Raw genomic sequence first — 17,567 nt, 5'->3', positions numbered from 1 at the left:
GCGTCAACCCCCGGGCCTTCTGGTAACAGTGGGTCACATGCTCCCCTCCCACATGATGTTGAGCTGCCTCCTGGGCGCCGCGCTGCTCGCCCCCGTCCCGCTCGGGGCCGCCGACGGCACCACGGGCACCGGCGCCGACGGCCGCACCGTCGACTACCGCGGGCTGCGCCTCACCGTCCCCACCGACTGGCGGGTCGTCGACCTCGACCGCAACCCCGACGCCTGCCTGCGCCTGGACCTGCCCACCCTCTACCTCGGGCACGCCGGCGCCCAGGGCGAATGCGGAGCCGCCCGCGCCGCGGCACCCCGCTCCGACACCCTGCACCTGGAGCCGCTCGACGGGGCCCCGCCGCGCGCCGACATCCCCACGGTCGGAGGCGACGAGGGCGACCCCCTGGTCAAGGTCCGGGGCGACAGCAACGAGATCCGCTACGCCCTGCGCCGCGCCGGGGTGATGGCCACCGTCTCCTACGCGTCCACCCCCGAGGCCGTCCGCTCCGTCCTCACCGGGGCCCGCGCCCTGACACCCCCGGCCGCCCCCGGCCCGGTCCCCGTCGACCCGGTCGGCGTCATCGGCGGGGGTTCGCGTACCGCCGTCCAGCCGCCCTTCACCGGCGAGGGCTTCGACGCCTGCACGGCCCCGACCCAGCGCACCATGGACGCCTGGCGGGCCGACTCGCCCTTCGGCGCCGTCGGCGTCTACATCGGCGGCCGGGCCCGCGCCTGCGCCCAGCCGCAGCTCACCGCCGGATGGGTGAGCCGGCAGGCCGCCGCGGGCTGGCACCTCATGCCGATCTGGGTCGGCCCCCAGCCCTGGAACAGCTCCTCCACGGGGCTCTCCACCGACTCTTCCGAGGCCAACGAACAGGGCCGGGCCGAGGCCGAGGGCGCGGCCCACGCGGCCGCGGCCCTGGGCATGGCCCCGGGCACGGTGCTCTACAACGACCTGGAGAACTACACGGACCGGGCCACCTGGGACGCCCCGGTCGTCGCCTACCTCACGGCCTGGACGGTCCGGCTGCACGAACTGGGCTACGGGGGCGCCGCCTACGTCTCCGCGAGCTCCGGGGCCAAGGCGCTGAGCGCCCACTTCGCCCAGGCCCCCGACGCCATGCCCGACGTGCTGTGGGTGGCCCGCTGGAACCGCGCGGCCTCGGTCACCGACGCCGACCTGGGACTCCCCGCCGGGACCGGCCAGTGGACGGGGGGCCGCCGCGCCCACCAGTTCCGCGGGGACCACGACGCCACGTACGGAGACGTGACCCTGAACATCGACCGGAGCTGGCTGGACATCGCCGCCCCGACCCCGGCCGGTGCCGCGAAGGCCCCGAAGACCCCCAAGACACCGGGCAAGGCCAAGAAGGCTCCCGTCAAGTCCCCGGGCAAGTCCCCGGCGAACTCCGCGGCGAAGTCCCCGGCCAAGGTCCCGGCGAAGACGCCCGCCAAGACGCCCGCGGTCGTCCCGGCGAGGACCCCGGCCAGGATCTAGTTCCCGCTCAGCCCGCCGCGGGCTCCTCGCGGGCCGGCTCGTCGTCATTGCCCCGGCGCAGGGTGCGCAGTCCGTGCTCCGGGGTCCACGAGCGGACCACCAGGTCGTCCCCCTCGACCCCGACGTGCACCACCTCGGTCAGCTCGGCGCGGAACAGGTCGAAGGGGTGCGGGGTGTCGTTCTCCTCGGCCTCCTCCGCGTACCGGTGGAGCTCGGGCTGTTCCACGATCTCCACCGCGCGTCCGGCGATCCGCACGTCCCCGTCGGGCATCGCCTCGTCCGCGCCCGGGTTGGTGTGCAGGGCGAAGCGGGGATCGCGCCGCAGGTCCTTCCCCTTCATCGAGCCCGGCATCATGCCCAGCCACAGCTCGCCGCCGCGGATCTCGACGTTCAGTCCGGTCGCGCGCGGGGAGCCGTCCTTGCGCAGGGTCGCCAGGACGTGGTGCGGGAACTGTGCGAAGCGGGCCTGGACGGCCGCCGCGAAGTCCGGTTCCGCCTTTTCGAATACGGCCCAGTTGTTCGTCGTCATACGTCCATCAAAGCGCGGGGTACCGCCGCCCGCCGCTCAGGCGCGCACGATGCCCGCCGCACGGGCCGCCGCCAGCCAGGCCGGGAACTCCGAGACCAGCCGGTCGTACAGCTCCGCGTCGGCGACGGCGCGCGGGTCCGGTCCGGCGTGGAAGTAGCCCGCGTTGTCCACCATCCGCTTCTGGGGGACGGGCAGTTCGTCCAGCCGCCGCAGGAAGTCGAACTGCGAGCTGCGGGTGTTGCCGAAGCCGACGAACTGCCAGAAGAGCGGCAGCCGGGCCGCCTTGCACAGGTACTTCTCGGCGGCGAGCTTGTTGATCGGACCGCCGTCGGTCTGGAAGACCACGAGTGCGGGGAGGGCGGTCCCCGAGTCCAGGTAGTGGTCGATCACCGCGTCCATCGCCGCGTGATACGAGGTCTTGCCCATGTGGCCGAGTCCGGCGGCGATCGCGGTGACCCGCCCCTCGTGTCCGGCCAGGGAGATCTCCTCGACCGCGTCGACCTCGGTGGAGAAGAACACGACCGGCACGCGGGCATCGTCGTCCAGGTGCGCGGAGAGTCCCAGCACCCGGTCGGCGAGGGCCTGCACGCTGCCGTCCTCGTAGTACGGGCGCATGGAGCCCGAGTAGTCGAGCACCAGGTAGACGGCGGCCCGCCCGCCCTCCAGGCCGTGCTTGCGGAGCGAGGTCCCGGCGCTCTTGTAGAGGTTCACCAGCGCCGGAGCGCGCTCTTCGATCTTCCGGAGGTCTATCGCGCTGCCCGTCATGCGGCCGAGCGTACGACAGCCCGCCGCCCCCGCGGTCGCGGTCGGCGGCGCGTCACCCGGCCGGGCGGAACCCCAGCCGGGCCGCCAGCCGTTCACGGTGCGCGGCGGGGGAACCGAAGAGCAACGCCGAGCCGTGGGCCCGCTTGAAGTACTCGTGCGCCTCGTGCTCCCACGTGATGCCGATGCCGCCGTGCAGCTGGATCATCTCGCCCGCCACGTACGCGTACGCCTCCGAGCAGGCCGACTTGGCGGCGGCCGCCAGGTCCGGGGCCGCGTCGGAGGCGGCCGCCGCGAGGGCGAGCGAGCGGGCGCCCTCCACCGCGGTGTGCAGGTCCGCGAGCCGGTGCTTGACCGCCTGGAAGGAGCCGATGGGCCGCCCGAACTGCACCCGCTCCTTCGCGTACCGGACCGTCACCTCCAGCGCTCGGGCCGCCGCCCCCGCCTGCTCGGCGGCGAGCGCCGTGCAGCCCAGGTCCCGGACCCGGGCCAGGACCCCGGCGCCGTCGGCCGAGAGCAGCCGGGCCGGGGTCCGGTCCAGGGCGAGCTCCGCGAGGGGCCGGGTGCGGTCCATCGTGGACCGTACGGTGAAGGCCGCCGGTGCGGCGAGGAGTTCGAACAGCCCGAGCCGGCGCAGGTCCTGGCCGGGCGGGACGGGGGCGCCGGGCACGGTGGCCGGGCGCGGAGGCGGATCCATCCGGGCGAACGCGAGCAGCAGGGACGGCTCGGCGGGGCCGGCCAGGACGTACCGCTTGGAGCCGGTGAGCAGCCAGTCCGCCCCGGCCGGCTCGGCCCGGGCCGACAGGTCGCCCGCCTCCCAGCCACCACCGGGGGCGGGCGGGCCGTACGTGTCCGGGCCGTGGCCCGCGGCGCCCGGCTGCCCGGGCGGAGCCTCCGCCCAGGCCAGCGCGCCCACGACCGTGCCCTCCGCCAGGTGCGGCAGGTGCTTCGCGCAGGCCTGACGGTCGCCGGACGCGAGCAGGGCCCCCACCGTCAGCACCGCCGAACCCAGGTACGGTACGGGGCTCAGCGCGCGCCCCAGTTCCGCCATGACCACCCCGACCTCGGCCGGCCCGCAGCCCAGCCCGCCGTACTCCTCGGGGACCGCCAGCGCGGCCGCGCCGATCTGGGCCGTCAGCGGAGCCCAGGCCGTGTGGCCGGGGTGGCGCGCCAGGACGGCCCGTACGGCGTCCCGGAGCTCCTCCTGCTCCCCGGTCGGTTCCAGCGGCCTCATGCCGACTCCCCTCGCGCCGTGCGGCGCAGCTCTGTCTTCAGCAGCTTGCCGCCCGCGTTGCGCGGGAGCTCCTCGAGCCGGGTGAACCGCCGCGGCACCTTGAAGTTGGCCAGCCGTTCCCGGGTCCAGGCGGTCAGCTCCTCGGAGGTGACGGGCCCGGTGGTGACCACGTAGGCCACGCCCACCTCGCCGAGCCGCTCGTCGGGGGCGCCGACGACCGCCGCGTCGGTGATGGCGGGGTGGGTCAGCAGCACGTTCTCCACCTCCGCCGGGTAGGCGTTGAAACCGCCGACCACGTACATGTCCTTCAGCCGGTCGGTGATGGCGAGGTAGCCCCGTGCGTCGAGCACGCCGATGTCCCCGGTCCGCAGCCAGCCGCCGGGCAGGACGGCCTCGGCGGTGCTCGCCGGGTCGTCCAGATAGCCGGGGGTGACGTGGTAGCCGCGGACCTGCACCTCGCCCGGCTCCCCGGCGGGCAGCACCGCGCCGAGCGGGTCGGTGATCCGTACCTCGGTGTCCGGCAGCGGCAGGCCGACCGTGTGGGCGAGGGTCCAGGCGTCGGCGTCGGTGGGGCAGACGGACACGACCCCGCCGGACTCGGTGAGCCCGTACGCGGTGAACACGTCGGGCGCCCCCAGCTCGCCGCGGATCTCCTCGACGAGCGAGGTGGGCACCGAGGCGGCCCCGGTGCCGGCCAGACGCAGCGCGGACAGGTCGTGGGCGGCCCGCTCCGGGTGGCGGATCAGGCCGTGGAAGACGGTCGGCGGACCCATCAGGCAGGTGACGCGCTCGGCGGCCATGCGGTGCAGGATGCGGTCGGTGTCGTAGACCGCCTCGGGGAGCATGGTGACCCCGCGCAGCAGGCAGGCGAGCACCCCGGCCTTGTAGCCGAAGGTGTGGAAGAAGGGGTTCACCAGCAGGTACCGGTCGCCGGGGCGCAGGCTGACGAGGCCGGACCAGGAGGCGTAGAGCCGGACCGTCTGGCCGTGGGTGGTCATGACGCCCTTGGAACGGCCGGTGGTGCCGGAGGTGTAGAGGATGTCGCTGAGGTCCCCGGGGCGCACGGCGGCCGCGCGCGCGGCCCGCTCGGCGTCCGGGACGGCCTGGCCGGCGCGCAGGTAGGCCTCCCAGGAGACACCCGCGCCGTCATCACCTTCTGCGCGCCCGTCGCGCAGGATCACCGTCGAGGCGAGCGCCCCGAGGTCCTCGCCGGAGGCGTGCAGGTCACGGACGTAGTCGGTACCGAGGAACCCGCGCTCGGTGAACAGGACGCGGGCCCCGCTGCGCCGGACGATGTCGGCGGCCTCGGCGGGCTTGTAGCGGGTGTTGACCGGTACGAGGACCGCTCCGGCGCCGACCGCGCCCAGGGCGGCGGTGATCCAGCGGCGGCTGTTGGGAGCCCAGATCGCGACCCGGTCGCCGGGGCGGATGCCGTGGGCGATGGCGGCGCGGGCGGCCGCGGAGATCTCGGCGGCGAGGCGGGCGAAGGTCCAGCGGACCTCCCCGTCGGCGAGCGCCTCGCGCTCCCCGTACGCGGAGGCGGCGTACTCGGGGAGCCGGGCGAGCGTGGCGGGCGGCTGAGGCGGGGGCGGTGGCATCGGGGACCCTCCCTACTTGACGAGCGAGCGTGGGCGGTATCCAATCACAGGTGTTTCGGTTAGGCATATACCTAGTAGGAATAATCAGGGAGGTTCTCATGAGGGAGGCAGTCATGTCCGACATGAAGTCGGTCCTGTCCAGCTTCTGCACCGGCGTCGCCGTCATCACGGCGCGCGGAGCCGACGGCCGTCCCGTGGGGATGGCCGTCCAGTCCTTCTCGTCCGTGTCCCTGGATCCGCCGCTGGTCTGCTTCTGCCCCGCGCGCACGTCCAGCACCTGGCCCCGGATCCAGGCGGCGGGAGCCTTCGCCGTCAACATCCTCGCCGCCGACCAGCGGGAGCTGTGCCGCCGCTTCGCCGTCACCGGGGGCGACAAGTTCGCCGGAGTCCCCTGGCGGGCCGGTGGCAACGGGTCGCCCCTGCTGGACGGGGTCCTCGCCACCGTCGAGTGCGATGTGGAGGCGGTCCTGGACGGCGGCGACCACGCCATCGCGCTGGGGAGGGTCACCGCCCTGACGGCACACCGCGAGGGCGCGCCGCTGCTCTACTTCCGGCGCACCTACGGGCGCTTGCCGGGCTCGCCGGGAGCCGGAGCCGCGCCGCGCACCCTCTCCAGCTCCGCGATGTCGTCGAGCATGGCCGCCGCCAGGTCCCGCTCGGAGGCGTAGTACCGCTCGGCCCACTTGAGGGTGAGCGTCGGGTACGCCCACGAGGCTTCTTCCCGGGCCCCGTCCGCGTCGGCCACCGCGCGCCGCCGCATCTTCTCCGTGAACTCCTGGTGCTGTACGAGGACTTCGCGCATCTGCTCCGGCTCCAGCAGGTGGCCGAGCCACAGTCGCAGCATCGGTCCGTGCTTGAGCACGGGCGGGTCGACGGGTGCCTCGCGCGCCCAGCGCCGTACGGCCGTCATGCCCTCGTCCGTGATCCGGTACACCCGCTTGTCACGGGTGCCGGTCTCCTGCGCGACCATCCGCGAAGAGGCGTAGCCGGCCTTCTCCAGCCGCTTGAGCTCGCTGTAGATCTGGCTGAAGGACGGGCTCCAGTAGAAGAAGCGCAGCGACCAGTCCGACCACTTCTTCAGGTCGTAACCGGAGAGCTCCTCCCCGAAGGAGAGCAGCCCGAGCACCGCCCAGCTGGTCGCGGGGAGCGTGCGTCCGTTCGTGTCTTCTGCCGCCTCGTTGGTCACGCAGCGCAGTCTACGACCGGTCCGCGGCCGGTCTTGGTGGCGGCTCTTCCCCCGGCCCGGTATGACTGCTAGAAGTATTCCTATTCGAAATGCATCACCGACGTGCCGTGCGCAGCGCACGGCTGGGAGGTTCCCCCGTGAAGTTCTCGATGATCTTCGAGGCGCAGCTCGTCGACCCGACGCCCGAACGCGAGCGCCAGGTCATCCGCGACTGCGTCGAACAGGCCGTGTTCGCCGAGGAGATGGGCTTCGACCGGATCTGGGCCGTGGAACACCACGCCCTCACCCAGTACGCCCACATGAGCGCCTCCGAGATCTTCCTGACCTGGGTCGCCGCCCGGACCGAGAAGATCCGCATCGGCCACGGAGTCGTCACCATGCCCTTCGGCTACCAGCACCCCGTGCGCGTGGCCGAACGCGCCGCCATGCTCGACGTGCTCTCCGGCGGCCGCGTGGACATCGGCGCCGGCCGCGGCGCCACCCGCCAGGAGATGTCCATGTACGGGGTCCGCCCCGAGGACACCTACCCGCAGATGGAAGAGGCGCTGCGGATCTTCTCCTCCGCCTGGCGCGAGGAGAAGTTCGAGTGGCACGGCTCCATCGACATCGGCCCCGGCGCGATCCTGCCCCGCCCGGTCCAGGACCCGCACCCGCCGCTCTTCATGGCCTGCTCCAAGCACGACACCCTCAAGCTCGCCGCAGAACTGGGCATCGGAGCCCTCGTGATGGGCTTCGCCGGCGCCGACGACGTGCGCGCCATGCGCAAGGTCTACGACGAGGCCATCGCCACCCGCACCGGGGACCGCTTCGTCTCCACCGAGGTCAACGACCACCTCTCCGCGCTCTGCCCCACCATCGTCCTCGACGACGCCGAGCGCGCGCTGCGCCTGGGCACCCGCGGCCAGCGCTTCTTCGCCGAGTCCATCGCCCACTGGTACGGCAACGCCCCCGAGCCGACCGGCTACTCCGAGGACGAGACCGCCGAGGAGCACGTGGCCGCGCTGGGCAGGGGCCGCGAGGAGCTGGTCGCCAAGCTCCACGAGGCCAACATCCCGGCACGCCCCGTAGACACCGGCACCTACAACGCCGAGCATGCCTACGGCGACGCCCGGACGGCCATCGCCTACGTCGAGCAGCTGCGCGAGATCGGCGTCGACGAGGTCATGTGCCTGATCCAGATGGGCACCGTCCCCCAGGAGGCCTGCATGGAGACCATCCGCCAGTGGGGCGAGGTCGTCATCCCGCACTTCCGCGCCCTGGAGGGCTGACCCGTGACCCCCTCGCTCGACGGCAAGGTCGTCGTCATCACCGGCGCCGGACGCGGCCAGGGCGCGGCCGAGGCCCGGCTGTGCGCGGAGGCCGGAGCGCGCGTCGTCGTCACCGACATCCGGGAGGAAGAGGGCCGCGAGGTCGCCGCCTCCCTCGGCGACCAGGCGCTCTACGTGCGCCACGACGTGGCCGACGCCGACAGCTGGGCGGAGGTGGTCCGCGAGGCCGTACGCGCCTTCGGCACGGTCTCCGCCCTGGTCAACAACGCCGCGCTGTGGCGCACGGCCCACGTGGAGCGCCAGGGCCTGGAGGACTTCGAAGCCCTGCTCCGGGTCAACCTGCTCGGACCGTTCCTCGGCATCCAGGCGGTGGCCCCGGTGCTGCGCGCCGGTGGGGGCGGCTCGATCGTCAACGTCTCCTCCACCGCCGGACTGGTCGGCATCCCGGGCCACGCGGCGTACGGCTCCAGCAAGTTCGCCCTGCGCGGGCTGACGAAGTCGGCCGCGCTGGACCTGGCGGGGGACGAGATCAGGATCAACTCCGTGCACCCGGGGGCGATCGACACCCCGATGGTCAGCGGGGCCGTCGCGGGACGGGACTGGTCGCACCTGCCGCTGGGGCGGATCGGGCGGCCGGAGGAGGTCGGGGAGCTGGTCGTCTTCCTCTGCTCGGAGGGGTCCTCGTACATCACGGGCGCGGAGTTCACGGTCGACGGCGGGATGACGGCGCGATGAGCGGTACCGACCGGCTGTCCCCGGCGGCCCGCCGGCTCTGCGACGCGATGGCGGCGGTCTTCCCCGGCCCGGGGGACCCGGACGCCCTGCGGGCGGCCGCCTCCGGCTCCCCGGGCGGCGGCCCGGAAGTGGCCTCCGCACGGGACGCGGACGCGGACGGCGTCCCCGTCCGGATCTACGACCCGGAGCCCGGCGGCGGCGAAGGCCGCCCCCTGGTGGCGTTCTTCCACGGCGGGGGCTGGGTGATGTGCGGCCTGGACACCCACGACGCGCTGTGCCGGGCCCTGGCCGTGGCCTCGGGCGCCGTGGTGGTCTCCGCGGACTACCGCCTCGCACCCGAACACCCCTGGCCGGCCGCGCCCGACGACGCGCTGACGGTGCTGCTGTGGGCCCGGGCCCGGGCGGCCGCCCTGGGCTGCGACCCCGCGCGGCTGGTCGTCGCCGGGGACTCCAGCGGAGGCAACCTCGCGGCCGTGACCGCTCTGCGGACCCCCGAACTGGTCGCCGGCCAGCTGCTGTTCTACCCGCCGCTGGACGCCTCGATGGCGCACCCCTCCGTGGCCGAGTTCGCGCGGGGCCACTTCCATACGGCCGCGCACATGGCCTGGTACTGGGACCAGTACGGCGGCGACCCGGACCACCCCCACGTCTCCCCGCTGCGGGCCCCCGACCTCTCGGGGCTGCCGCGCACGCTGCTGGTGCTGGCCGACTGCGACGTCCTGCGGGACGAGGGCCTGGCCTACGGGCGCCGGCTGGGCGAAGCGGGAGTCGACTGCGGGATCCACCTGGCCCCCGGGGTCTTCCACGGCTTCCTCGGCCTGCCGCTCCCCGCCGCGGCCGCGGCGATCGGGGCGGCGGGGGCGTGGGTGGCGGCGACGGCCGTGAAGTAGGAGGGGAGGGGGTCTGGGCGGCCGGATTCGAACCGGCGTCCTCCTCCATGCTGTGTAGGCGCACTACCTCTGTGCTACGACCCAGCCCTTGCCCGGGATCCTAGGCCCGGCCCCGCCGGACGCGCACACGAATATCCCCGGCATGATGTGTGCATGTCGATATCGGTCCCGGGGGCCCTGGCGCGCAACTCCCTCGCCTTCGCAGCGGAGTTCGCCGCGGTCCTGCTGATGCGCGGCTCCCAGCCGCACTGGCTGCCGGTCATGCTGGGGCTGGTCGCCCTCGTGTCCGGACTGCCGCACGGCACCGACGCGGGCTTCCTCCACCGGATCGGGCTGGCGCTGGGCGCGGTGGCGATCGCGCTGTGCGCTGCCCGCGCCTGGGACGCACCCGACCCGCTGCTCTGGCAGATCCTGACCGGCGGTCTGGTCTTGGCCCAGACGGTGTCTCTGACCCGTCTCTCGCGGCGTCTGCCCGCCCCTTGAGCCGACCGGCCGGCCCGGCTGCGGATGTGCCGCCGCGCGGGGCGATGTCCCCTCCCCGCCCTTCGCCCGTTCCCCGGGCTGCGCCCGGACCCCCTGGGGCTCCGCCCCAGACCCCGCGCCTCAAACGCCGGCGAGGCTGGATTTCGCTCCGCGTGCGCTGGGTCCGGGGGCCGGTCCCCGGGGGACAGCCGGGCTCCGGCGGGGGCTACAGCCGCTCGATGATCGTGACGTTGGCCTGGCCGCCGCCCTCGCACATGGTCTGGAGGCCGAAGCGGCCGCCCGTGCGCTCCAGTTCGTGCAGGAGGGTGGTCATCAGCTTGACGCCCGTCGCGCCCAGGGGGTGCCCCAGGGCGATCGCGCCGCCGTTGACGTTGACCCGCTCCGGGTCCGCGCCCGTCTCCTTCAGCCAGGCCAGGGCCACCGGGGCGAAGGCCTCGTTGATCTCGACCAGGTCGATGTCCGCCAGGGACATGCCCGTCTTCTTCAGGGCGTACGCCGTCGCCGGGATCGGCGCCGACAGCATGCGGATCGGGTCCTCGCCGCGCACCGACAGGTGGTGGATGCGGGCCCGCGGGCGCAGCCCGTGTTCCCGTACCGCCCGCTCGGAGGCCAGCAGCATCGCCGCCGCGCCGTCCGAGACCTGGGAGGAGACCGCCGCCGTGATCGTGCCGCCCTCCATGACCGGCTTGAGCCCCGCCATCTTCTCCAGCGTCGTGTCGCGGCGCGGGCCCTCGTCCACCGACACCGACCCGTACGGCACGATCTCCCGCTCGAAGCGGCCCTCGTCGATCGCGCGCAGCGCCCGCTGGTGGGAGCGCAGGGCGAACTCCTCCATGTCGAGGCGGGAGATGCCCCACTTCTCGGCGATCAGCTGGGCCCCGTAGAACTGGTTGACGGGGGAGTCCCCGTACCGGGCCCGCCATCCCGCCGAGCCCAGGTACGGGCCCTCGGTGAAGCCGAGCGGCTCCGCCGCCTGCCGCGAGGCGAAGGCGATCGGGATCATCGACATGTTCTGGGTGCCGCCCGCGACGACCAGGTCCTGGGTGCCGGACATGACGCCCTGCGCGGCGAAGTGCACGGCCTGCTGCGAGGATCCGCACTGGCGGTCGATGGTGACGCCCGGGACCTCCTCGGGGAGCCCCGCCGCCAGCCAGGCGGTCCGGGCGATGTCGCCGGCCTGCGGCCCCACCGTGTCGAGGCAGCCGAAGACCACGTCCTCCACGGCCGACGGGTCGATCCCGGACCGTTCGACGAGCGCCTTGAGGACGTGCGCCCCCAGGTCGGCCGGGTGGACCTCGGACAGGCCTCCCTTGCGCCGCCCCACGGGGGTGCGTACCGCTTCGACTATGTAGGCCTCGGGCATCAGAACTCCTCAGGGTTACGTGCGTGTGGCGATGCCGTCCAGGACCATCGACAGGTACTGGCGGGCGATCTCCTCGGGGCTGTGCTGGCCGCCCGGCCGGTACCAGGACGCCGCCACCCACACCGTGTCGCGCACGAAGCGGTAGGTGAGGCGGATGTCCAGGTCGGCGCGGAAGACCCCGTCCGCGACCCCGCGCTCCAGCGTCCCCAGCCACGCCTTCTCGAACTTGACCTGCGAGTCGGAGAGGTAGTGGAAGCGGGGCTGGACCGACAGGGTCCGGGACTCCTTCTGGTAGATGGCGACCGCGGCGCGGTGCCGGTCGATCTCCCGGAACGATTCGGTGACGAGGGCCTCGATGGTCTCCCTGGGCCCGAGACCGGCGGCGAGCACGGTGTCGTACCCCTCCCACAGCTCGGTCAGGAAGGCGGAGAGGATCTCGTCGAGCATCGATTCCTTGGAATCGAAGTGGTAGTAGAGGCTGCCGGCGAGCATGCCGGCGGCGTCGGCGATCTTGCGGACGGTGGTGGCGTTGTAGCCCTGCGCGGCGAAGACCTCGGCGGCGGTGTCGAGGAGTTCGCGGCGGCGTTCGGGCGACGCCGTCACCTGGGGCTTCTTCTTGGCCGTCGATGCGATCGGCTTGTTCGTTGGCACCCGGCCATTCTCGTCATAGGTCGCCCTACGCGTGCTGACTGCTGACCGACACGGTCTCGCCCGTCATGTACGACGAGTAGCCGCTGGCCAGGAACACGATGACGTTGGCCACCTCCCAGGGCTCGGCGTAGCGGCCGAAGGCCTCGCGGGCGGTGAGTTCGGTGAGCAGTTCCTCGCTGGTGACCTTCACCAGGTGCGGGTGCATGGCCAGGCTCGGGGCGACCGCGTTGATCCGTACGCCGAACTCCGCCGCCTCCAGCGCCGCGCAGCGGGTCAGCGCCATCACCCCGGCCTTGGCGGCGGCGTAGTGGGCCTGCCCGGTCTGGGCGCGCCAGCCGATGACGGAGGCGTTGTTGACGATCACCCCGCCCGTTCCGGAGGCCCGCATGGAGCGCATCGCGGCGCGGGTGCAGCGGAAGGTGCCGTTCAGCGTGACGTCGAGGACGCGGGACCACTGCTCGTCGGTCATGTCGACGAGGTTCGCCGTGCCGCCGAGCCCGGCGTTGTTGACGACGAGGTCGAGGCGGCCGTGGAGCCGTTCGGCGAGCGCGAAGAAGGCGCCCACCTGCTCCTCGTCGGTGACGTCGCAGGGCAGGGAGGCGACCCGGTCCGCGCCGAACTCCACGGCCAGTGCCTCCTCGCTCTCCTTGAGCCGGCGGGCGTGCGCGTCGCCGATGAGGACGCGGGCCCCCTCCTCCAGGAACCGCCGGGCGGTGGCCCCGCCGATGCCGGCCCCGGCGGCCGCGGTGATCACGGCCGTCCGGCCCTTGAGCAGCCCGTGGCCCGTCACGTACTCGGGTGCGTTGCCGAGCGCGTTCATGCCCGTACCTCCTTGGGAAGGCCGAGGATGCGCTCGGCGACGATGGTGCGCTGGATCTCGTCGGAGCCCGCGTAGAGGGTGTCGGAGCGGGAGAAGAGGAAGAGCCGCTGCCAGTCGTCGAGGTCGTACGGGTCCCCGTGCGCCCCCGCCGCGAGGAGCGAGGCGGCTCCGCAGACGTCCATGGCGAGCTCGCCGAGGTCCCGGTGCCAGCGGGCCCAGTACAGCTTGGCCGTGGACGGGGCGACCCCGGGCAGCAGCGCGGAGGCGCGCATGGTCTCCAGGCCGATCCAGGCCCGGACGAGCCGGTCGCGGATCAGCGGATCGGCCATCGCGCCGTTGCGCCTCGCCAGCGCGGCCAGGTCTTCGAGCTCGCGGCGGAAGCCGACCTGCTGGCCGAGGGTGGAGACCCCGCGCTCGAAGCCGAGGGTGGCCATGGCCACGGCCCAGCCCTCACCGGGCGCGCCGACCACGTGGGCGGCGTCGGTCCGCGCCCCGTCGAAGAAGACCTCGTTGAACTCCGAGGTCCCGGTCAGCTGCACGATGGGCCGGACCTCCACCCCGGGCTGGTCCATCGGGACCAGGAGGTAGGAGAGCCCCGCGTGCCGGCGGGAGCCCGGCTCGGTGCGGGCGACGACGAAGCACCACTGCGCCTCGTGGGCCAGGGAGGTCCAGATCTTCTGGCCGTCCACCACCCACGCGCCGTCCGCCAGGGCGGCCCGGGTGCGGATGTTCGCCAGGTCCGAGCCGGCGTCGGGCTCGCTGTAGCCCTGGCACCACAGCTCCTCCACGGCCCGGATGGGCGGCAGGAAGCGCCGCCGCTGCTCCTCGGTGCCGTGCGCGATGAGGGTGGGGCCGAGGAGCTGCTCCCCTATGTGGTTCACGCGCGCGGGCGCGTCGGCCAGCGCGTACTCCTCGTGGAAGGCGATCTGCTGCTCGGTGCTCGCGCCGCGGCCGCCGTACTCGACGGGCCAGCCCACGCAGGTCCAGCCGTGCGCCGCCATGTGCCGCTCCCAGGTGAGGCGTTCGGCGAAGGCCTCGTGCTCCCGGCCCGGTCCGCCGCGGCCCTTGAGGGCGGCGAACTCGCCGGTGAGGTGGGTCCGTAGCCAACTCCGAACCTCGGTGCGGAACTCCTCGACGCTGCTCATGGCCGTACGTTAACCTACCAAACACTTGTTAGGGAAGGATCCTGGGATGCCGATGCCCGATGACAGCCCCGTGCTCTACGAGCGCCGCGGACCGGTCGCGTACGTGACCATGAACCGCCCCCGGTACCGCAACGCCCAGAACAGCGCGATGACCTACGCCCTCGACGACGCCTTCTACCGGGCCGCCGACGATCCCGCGGTCAAGGTCCTCGTCCTGGCCGGGGCCGGCGAGCACTTCTCCGCCGGCCACGACATCGGCACGCCCGAGCGCGACGCGCACCTGCCCTTCGAACGCCGGGCAGGCCTGTGGTGGGACCACTCCCAGCGCTCCGGCGCCGAATCCCGCTTCGCCCGAGAATCCGAGGTCTACCTCGGCATGTGCCGGCGCTGGCGCGAACTGCCCAAGCCCGTCATCGCCTCCGTCCACGGCGCGTGCGTGGCCGGCGGGCTGATGCTCGCCTGGGTCTGCGACCTGATCGTGGCCAGCGAGGACGCCTTCTTCGCCGATCCCGTCGTCCGCATGGGCATCCCCGGCGTCGAGTACTTCGCCCACCCGTGGGCCATGCCCCCGCGCATCGCCAAGGAATTCCTCTACACCGGCGACCGGATGCCCGCCCGCCGGGCCTACGAGATCGGCATGGTCAACCGCGTCGTCGAGCGGGCCGAACTGGCAGAGGCCACCGACCGGCTCGCCCTGCGGATCGCCGAGATGCCCTCCTTCGGACTCGCCCTCACCAAGCGGGCCGTCAACCAGGCCGAGGACCTCCAGGGCCTGCACACCGGCATGGACTCCGTCTTCGGCCTGCACCACCTCGCGCACGCCCACAACGCCGAGACCGCGGCGGACTCGCTCGGCGGCATGAACCTGTCTGCGATGAAGGAAGCCGCCATGAAGGAGGCGAACAGCTGATGGACCTGAACCACTCGGCGGACGTGGAGGCCTTCCGGGCCGAGGCGCGCGACTGGCTCGCCGCCCACGTGCCCGCCACCCCCCTGCCCTCGCTGGAGACCCGCGAGGGCTTCGCCGCCCACCGGGAATGGGAGGCGCTCCTGCACGCCGCCCGCTGGGCGGTGGTGTCCTGGCCCGAGGAGTACGGAGGCCGCGGCGTCGACATCGAGCACTGGCTGGTCTTCGAGGAGGAGTACTGGGCCGCCGGCGCACCCGGCCGGGTCTCGCAGAACGGCATCAACCTGCTCGCCCCCACCCTCTTCGACCACGCCACGGACGAACAGCGCGCCCGCGTCCTGCCCTCCATGGCCAGTGGCGAGACGATCTGGGCCCAGGCCTGGTCCGAGCCCGAATCCGGCTCCGACCTCGCCTCCCTCACCTCCCGGGCGGTGCGCACCGAAGGCGGCTGGCTGCTCACCGGGCAGAAGACCTGGTCCTCGCGGGCCGCCTTCGCCGACCGGGCCTTCGGCATCTTCCGCACCGACCCCGACACCCCCAAACCCCACCAGGGCCTCACCTACCTGATGTTCGACCTGCGGGCCCCCGGGGTCACCGTGCGGCCCATCGGCCGCCTCGACGGCAAGCCCGCCTTCGCGGAACTCTTCCTCGACGAGGTCTTCGTCCCCGACGCGGACGTCATCGGGGAGCCCGGACAGGGCTGGCGGATCGCCATGTCCACCACCGGCAACGAGCGCGGACTCACCCTGCGCGCCCCCGGCCGCTTCCTCGCCGCGGCCGACCGCCTCGTGGACCTGTGGCACGACCTCGGGGACCCGGCCGACACCGCCCTGCGCGACCGGGTCGCCGACGCGGTCGTCGGAGCCCGCGCCTACCAGCTGTTCACCTGGGCCAACGCCTCCCGCTTCGCCGCCGGGGAGACGATCGGCGCCGAGTCCAGCCTGAACAAGGTGTTCTGGTCCCGGTACGACATAGCCCTGCACGAGAGCGCCCTCGACCTGCTGGGCCCCGACGCGGAACTCGCCGACGGGGAATGGGCCGAGCCGTGGATCTTCTCCCTCGCCGGTCCCATCTACGCGGGGACCAACGAGATCCAGCGCGACATCATCGCCGAGCGGCTGCTCGGCCTCCCGAAGGGCCGCCGCTGATGCGCTTCCTGCCGTCCGAGGAACAGTCGGACTTCGCCCGCACCCTGCGCGGTCTGCTCGCCGCGTCCGAGGTCCCGGCAGCGGTACGGGCCTGGGGCGCGGGCGACCACGCTCCCGGCAGGGCGCTGTGGGCGCGGCTCGCCGCCACCGGACTGTTCGCCCTCGCGGCCGACGAGGCCCACGAGGGCATGGGCCTGCTGCCCCTGGAACTGGCCACCGGCTTCGTGGAGCTGGGCCGCGCCGGGGTCCCCGGCCCGGTCGTGGAGACGGCCGCCGCCGCCGTGCTCCTGACCCGGCTCGGCGACGAGGCACTGGCCAAGCGGTTCCTCCCCGGACTGGCGGCGGGGGAGACCTCCGCCACCCTCACCCTGCCCGGCGCAGGCCCGTACGCCCTGGACGCCGACGCGGCCACCCACCTCTTCACGGTGTCCCCGGCCGGGGAGCTCCGCCTGGCCCCCGGCGCCGGACCGCTGCGCACCTCCACCGACCCCGCCCGCCGCCTCGCCCTCCCGGACGGCGGCGGCGAGCTCCTCGCCGCCGGCCCGGCGGTCACCGCGGCGGCCCGGGACGCCGCGGACTGGGCCCGGCTGCTCACCGCCGCCCAGTGCCTCGGCACCGGCGAGGCCCTCCTCGCGCGCACGGTGGGGTACGCGAAGCAGCGCACGCAGTTCGGCACGGCGATCGGCGGCTTCCAGGCGGTGAAGCACCGGCTCGCCGACACCCTGATCGGGCTGGAGTTCGCCCGGCCGCTGCTGTGGGCGGCCGCGCTCTCGCTGGACCCCGGGGAGGTCGCGGCGGCGAAGCTGACCGCGGGCGAAGCGGCGTACGCGGCCGCGATGACCGCGCTCCAGCTGCACGGCGCCGTCGGCTACACCGAGGAACTCGACCTCTCCCTGTGGCTGCGCAAGGCCCGCCCGCTGCGCGATGCCTGGGGGAGCCCCTCGCAGTGCCGGGCGGCGGTGCTTCAGGAGCGGCTGCGGTAGTACGTGGCCAGGGCGGTGTTCACCACGATGACCACCGTGAACCAGAGGGACGGCAGCCGCTGCCCCAGCGCGAGCAGCGCCAGGGCGGCGGAGCCGAACACCACCGCCTTCACCCCGAGCTGAGCGGCGAGCGGGACGGCGTACCGGGCCTTCGGCGCGGCGAACATCCCCCAGAGCACGGCGGCGGCGAGCGGCGCGGCCACCGCCAGGGCGACGGAGCCCGCCCGCCCGATGTCACGGGTCCAGCCCCACCAGGCCAGCAGGCCCAGGGCCAGCAGCTCCAGCAGGAAGGCCAGACCCTCGTTGGCGAGGAAGAACACCTTGACGGCAGGGGGCAGGTCGGAAGAGGAAGCCATGGCGGTCAGCCTCGTGCCGC

Annotated in this window: 19 protein-coding genes and 1 tRNA gene; 9 read left to right on the top strand and 11 right to left on the bottom strand. The window is 73.6% G+C overall.

Annotation, left to right across the window (positions count from 1 at the left end; translation table 11 throughout):
• The first annotated feature begins 37 nt into the window (after positions 1 to 37).
• Positions 38 to 1,489 carry a DUF1906 domain-containing protein gene (locus OG435_RS13225; RefSeq protein ID WP_266877017.1) on the top strand — a complete coding sequence of 484 codons (1,452 nt, stop codon included), beginning with the start codon at positions 38 to 40 and terminating at the stop codon, positions 1,487 to 1,489.
• A gap of 7 nt (positions 1,490 to 1,496) precedes the next feature.
• Here OG435_RS13225 and OG435_RS13220 read toward each other — a convergent pair whose 3' ends face one another.
• Genes OG435_RS13220 through OG435_RS13205 form a run of 4 tightly spaced genes read right to left on the bottom strand, consistent with a single transcriptional unit; the run spans position 1,497 to position 5,612 of the window.
• Entirely contained in the window at positions 1,497 to 2,018 is a 522-nt protein-coding gene (locus OG435_RS13220; protein ID WP_266877016.1) for a pyridoxamine 5'-phosphate oxidase family protein, read from the bottom strand.
• A gap of 36 nt (positions 2,019 to 2,054) precedes the next feature.
• Positions 2,055 to 2,783 carry a VWA domain-containing protein gene (locus OG435_RS13215; RefSeq protein ID WP_266877015.1) on the bottom strand — a complete coding sequence of 243 codons (729 nt, stop codon included), beginning with the start codon at positions 2,781 to 2,783 and terminating at the stop codon, positions 2,055 to 2,057.
• A gap of 52 nt (positions 2,784 to 2,835) precedes the next feature.
• Positions 2,836 to 4,014: an acyl-CoA dehydrogenase family protein gene (locus OG435_RS13210; RefSeq protein ID WP_323187823.1), complete on the bottom strand. Its 1,179-nt coding sequence runs from the start codon at positions 4,012 to 4,014 to the stop codon at positions 2,836 to 2,838.
• Complete coding sequence (locus OG435_RS13205) at positions 4,011 to 5,612, bottom strand: FadD3 family acyl-CoA ligase (protein WP_266877014.1); 1,602 nt, start codon at positions 5,610 to 5,612, stop codon at positions 4,011 to 4,013. Before OG435_RS13205 ends, OG435_RS13210 begins: the two co-directional genes overlap by 4 nt.
• Before the next feature lie 113 nt (positions 5,613 to 5,725).
• Between OG435_RS13205 and OG435_RS13200 the strand changes: the two genes are divergently transcribed.
• The gene (locus tag OG435_RS13200; protein WP_266877013.1) at positions 5,726 to 6,280 is read left to right on the top strand and encodes a flavin reductase family protein; all 555 of its coding nucleotides are present in this window, start codon (positions 5,726 to 5,728) and stop codon (positions 6,278 to 6,280) included.
• Here the strand turns inward: OG435_RS13200 and OG435_RS13195 are convergent.
• Positions 6,172 to 6,807, bottom strand: coding sequence for a PadR family transcriptional regulator (locus tag OG435_RS13195; RefSeq protein WP_430625754.1), 636 nt, complete (start codon positions 6,805 to 6,807; stop codon positions 6,172 to 6,174). The genes OG435_RS13200 and OG435_RS13195 overlap by 109 nt on opposite strands.
• Positions 6,808 to 6,935: 128 nt before the next feature.
• On the opposite strand from OG435_RS13195, the gene OG435_RS13190 reads away from it, so the two are divergent.
• Genes OG435_RS13190 through OG435_RS13180 form a run of 3 tightly spaced genes read left to right on the top strand, consistent with a single transcriptional unit; the run spans position 6,936 to position 9,691 of the window.
• Positions 6,936 to 8,066: an LLM class flavin-dependent oxidoreductase gene (locus OG435_RS13190; protein ID WP_266877011.1), complete on the top strand. Its 1,131-nt coding sequence runs from the start codon at positions 6,936 to 6,938 to the stop codon at positions 8,064 to 8,066.
• Between the two features lie 3 nt (positions 8,067 to 8,069).
• Entirely contained in the window at positions 8,070 to 8,801 is a 732-nt protein-coding gene (locus tag OG435_RS13185) for an SDR family NAD(P)-dependent oxidoreductase (protein ID WP_266877010.1), read from the top strand.
• Positions 8,798 to 9,691 (top strand): alpha/beta hydrolase, encoded by an 894-nt coding sequence (locus OG435_RS13180; RefSeq protein WP_266877009.1) that lies wholly within the window; start codon positions 8,798 to 8,800, stop codon positions 9,689 to 9,691. Before OG435_RS13185 ends, OG435_RS13180 begins: the two co-directional genes overlap by 4 nt.
• A 12-nt stretch (positions 9,692 to 9,703) precedes the next feature.
• Here the strand turns inward: OG435_RS13180 and OG435_RS13175 are convergent.
• Positions 9,704 to 9,776: transfer RNA gene (locus OG435_RS13175), tRNA-Ala, on the bottom strand.
• A 68-nt stretch (positions 9,777 to 9,844) separates the two neighbouring features.
• Here OG435_RS13175 and OG435_RS13170 point away from each other — a divergent pair.
• Positions 9,845 to 10,174, top strand: a complete 330-nt coding sequence (locus OG435_RS13170; RefSeq protein WP_266877008.1) for a hypothetical protein — start codon at positions 9,845 to 9,847, stop codon at positions 10,172 to 10,174.
• Between the two features lie 205 nt (positions 10,175 to 10,379).
• Here the strand turns inward: OG435_RS13170 and OG435_RS13165 are convergent, their stop codons facing one another.
• The 4 genes from OG435_RS13165 to OG435_RS13150 are packed head-to-tail and all read right to left on the bottom strand — an operon-like array spanning position 10,380 to position 14,153.
• Positions 10,380 to 11,537, bottom strand: coding sequence for an acetyl-CoA C-acetyltransferase (locus OG435_RS13165; protein ID WP_266877007.1), 1,158 nt, complete (start codon positions 11,535 to 11,537; stop codon positions 10,380 to 10,382).
• 15 nt (positions 11,538 to 11,552) lie between these two features.
• The gene (locus tag OG435_RS13160) at positions 11,553 to 12,188 is read right to left on the bottom strand and encodes a TetR/AcrR family transcriptional regulator (protein WP_266877006.1); all 636 of its coding nucleotides are present in this window, start codon (positions 12,186 to 12,188) and stop codon (positions 11,553 to 11,555) included.
• 25 nt (positions 12,189 to 12,213) lie between these two features.
• Complete coding sequence (locus OG435_RS13155) at positions 12,214 to 13,008, bottom strand: SDR family oxidoreductase (RefSeq protein ID WP_266877005.1); 795 nt, start codon at positions 13,006 to 13,008, stop codon at positions 12,214 to 12,216.
• A complete protein-coding gene (locus OG435_RS13150; protein ID WP_266877004.1) occupies positions 13,005 to 14,153 on the bottom strand; it encodes an acyl-CoA dehydrogenase family protein in 1,149 nt (382 codons plus the stop codon). Before OG435_RS13150 ends, OG435_RS13155 begins: the two co-directional genes overlap by 4 nt.
• 52 nt (positions 14,154 to 14,205) lie before the next feature.
• Here OG435_RS13150 and OG435_RS13145 point away from each other — a divergent pair, with 52 nt between their 5' ends.
• Genes OG435_RS13145 through OG435_RS13135 form a run of 3 tightly spaced genes read left to right on the top strand, consistent with a single transcriptional unit; the run spans position 14,206 to position 17,191 of the window.
• Entirely contained in the window at positions 14,206 to 15,063 is an 858-nt protein-coding gene (locus OG435_RS13145) for an enoyl-CoA hydratase (protein ID WP_430625753.1), read from the top strand.
• Positions 15,063 to 16,208: an acyl-CoA dehydrogenase family protein gene (locus OG435_RS13140; protein ID WP_266877002.1), complete on the top strand. Its 1,146-nt coding sequence runs from the start codon at positions 15,063 to 15,065 to the stop codon at positions 16,206 to 16,208. The genes OG435_RS13145 and OG435_RS13140 overlap by 1 nt, the downstream gene beginning before the upstream one ends.
• Positions 16,208 to 17,191 (top strand): acyl-CoA dehydrogenase family protein, encoded by a 984-nt coding sequence (locus OG435_RS13135; protein ID WP_266877001.1) that lies wholly within the window; start codon positions 16,208 to 16,210, stop codon positions 17,189 to 17,191. Before OG435_RS13140 ends, OG435_RS13135 begins: the two co-directional genes overlap by 1 nt.
• Here OG435_RS13135 and OG435_RS13130 read toward each other — a convergent pair.
• Complete coding sequence (locus OG435_RS13130; protein WP_266877000.1) at positions 17,173 to 17,547, bottom strand: YrdB family protein; 375 nt, start codon at positions 17,545 to 17,547, stop codon at positions 17,173 to 17,175. The two genes, OG435_RS13135 and OG435_RS13130, sit on opposite strands and share 19 nt — an antisense overlap.
• Between the last annotated feature and the right edge of the window lie 20 nt (positions 17,548 to 17,567).

Origin of the sequence: Streptomyces sp. NBC_01264 (genome assembly GCF_026340675.1) — a bacterium.
Classification (GTDB): Bacteria; Actinomycetota; Actinomycetes; order Streptomycetales; family Streptomycetaceae; genus Streptomyces.
This window is presented reverse-complemented; position numbering and strand designations above follow the sequence as displayed.

What these genes read in the sequence shown, in the direction of transcription:
- OG435_RS13225 (WP_266877017.1), top strand. Translation starts at nt 38, where the DNA reads ATGCTCCCCTCCCACATGATGTTGAGCTGCCTCCTGGGCGCCGCGCTG.
- OG435_RS13220 (WP_266877016.1), bottom strand. Translation starts at nt 2,018, where the DNA reads ATGACGACGAACAACTGGGCCGTATTCGAAAAGGCGGAACCGGACTTC.
- OG435_RS13215 (WP_266877015.1), bottom strand. Translation starts at nt 2,783, where the DNA reads ATGACGGGCAGCGCGATAGACCTCCGGAAGATCGAAGAGCGCGCTCCG.
- OG435_RS13210 (WP_323187823.1), bottom strand. Translation starts at nt 4,014, where the DNA reads ATGAGGCCGCTGGAACCGACCGGGGAGCAGGAGGAGCTCCGGGACGCC.
- OG435_RS13205 (WP_266877014.1), bottom strand. Translation starts at nt 5,612, where the DNA reads ATGCCACCGCCCCCGCCTCAGCCGCCCGCCACGCTCGCCCGGCTCCCC.
- OG435_RS13200 (WP_266877013.1), top strand. Translation starts at nt 5,726, where the DNA reads ATGTCCGACATGAAGTCGGTCCTGTCCAGCTTCTGCACCGGCGTCGCC.
- OG435_RS13180 (WP_266877009.1), top strand. Translation starts at nt 8,798, where the DNA reads ATGAGCGGTACCGACCGGCTGTCCCCGGCGGCCCGCCGGCTCTGCGAC.
- OG435_RS13170 (WP_266877008.1), top strand. Translation starts at nt 9,845, where the DNA reads ATGTCGATATCGGTCCCGGGGGCCCTGGCGCGCAACTCCCTCGCCTTC.
- OG435_RS13165 (WP_266877007.1), bottom strand. Translation starts at nt 11,537, where the DNA reads ATGCCCGAGGCCTACATAGTCGAAGCGGTACGCACCCCCGTGGGGCGG.
- OG435_RS13155 (WP_266877005.1), bottom strand. Translation starts at nt 13,008, where the DNA reads ATGAACGCGCTCGGCAACGCACCCGAGTACGTGACGGGCCACGGGCTG.
- OG435_RS13150 (WP_266877004.1), bottom strand. Translation starts at nt 14,153, where the DNA reads ATGAGCAGCGTCGAGGAGTTCCGCACCGAGGTTCGGAGTTGGCTACGG.
- OG435_RS13145 (WP_430625753.1), top strand. Translation starts at nt 14,206, where the DNA reads ATGCCCGATGACAGCCCCGTGCTCTACGAGCGCCGCGGACCGGTCGCG.
- OG435_RS13140 (WP_266877002.1), top strand. Translation starts at nt 15,063, where the DNA reads ATGGACCTGAACCACTCGGCGGACGTGGAGGCCTTCCGGGCCGAGGCG.
- OG435_RS13135 (WP_266877001.1), top strand. Translation starts at nt 16,208, where the DNA reads ATGCGCTTCCTGCCGTCCGAGGAACAGTCGGACTTCGCCCGCACCCTG.
- OG435_RS13130 (WP_266877000.1), bottom strand. Translation starts at nt 17,547, where the DNA reads ATGGCTTCCTCTTCCGACCTGCCCCCTGCCGTCAAGGTGTTCTTCCTC.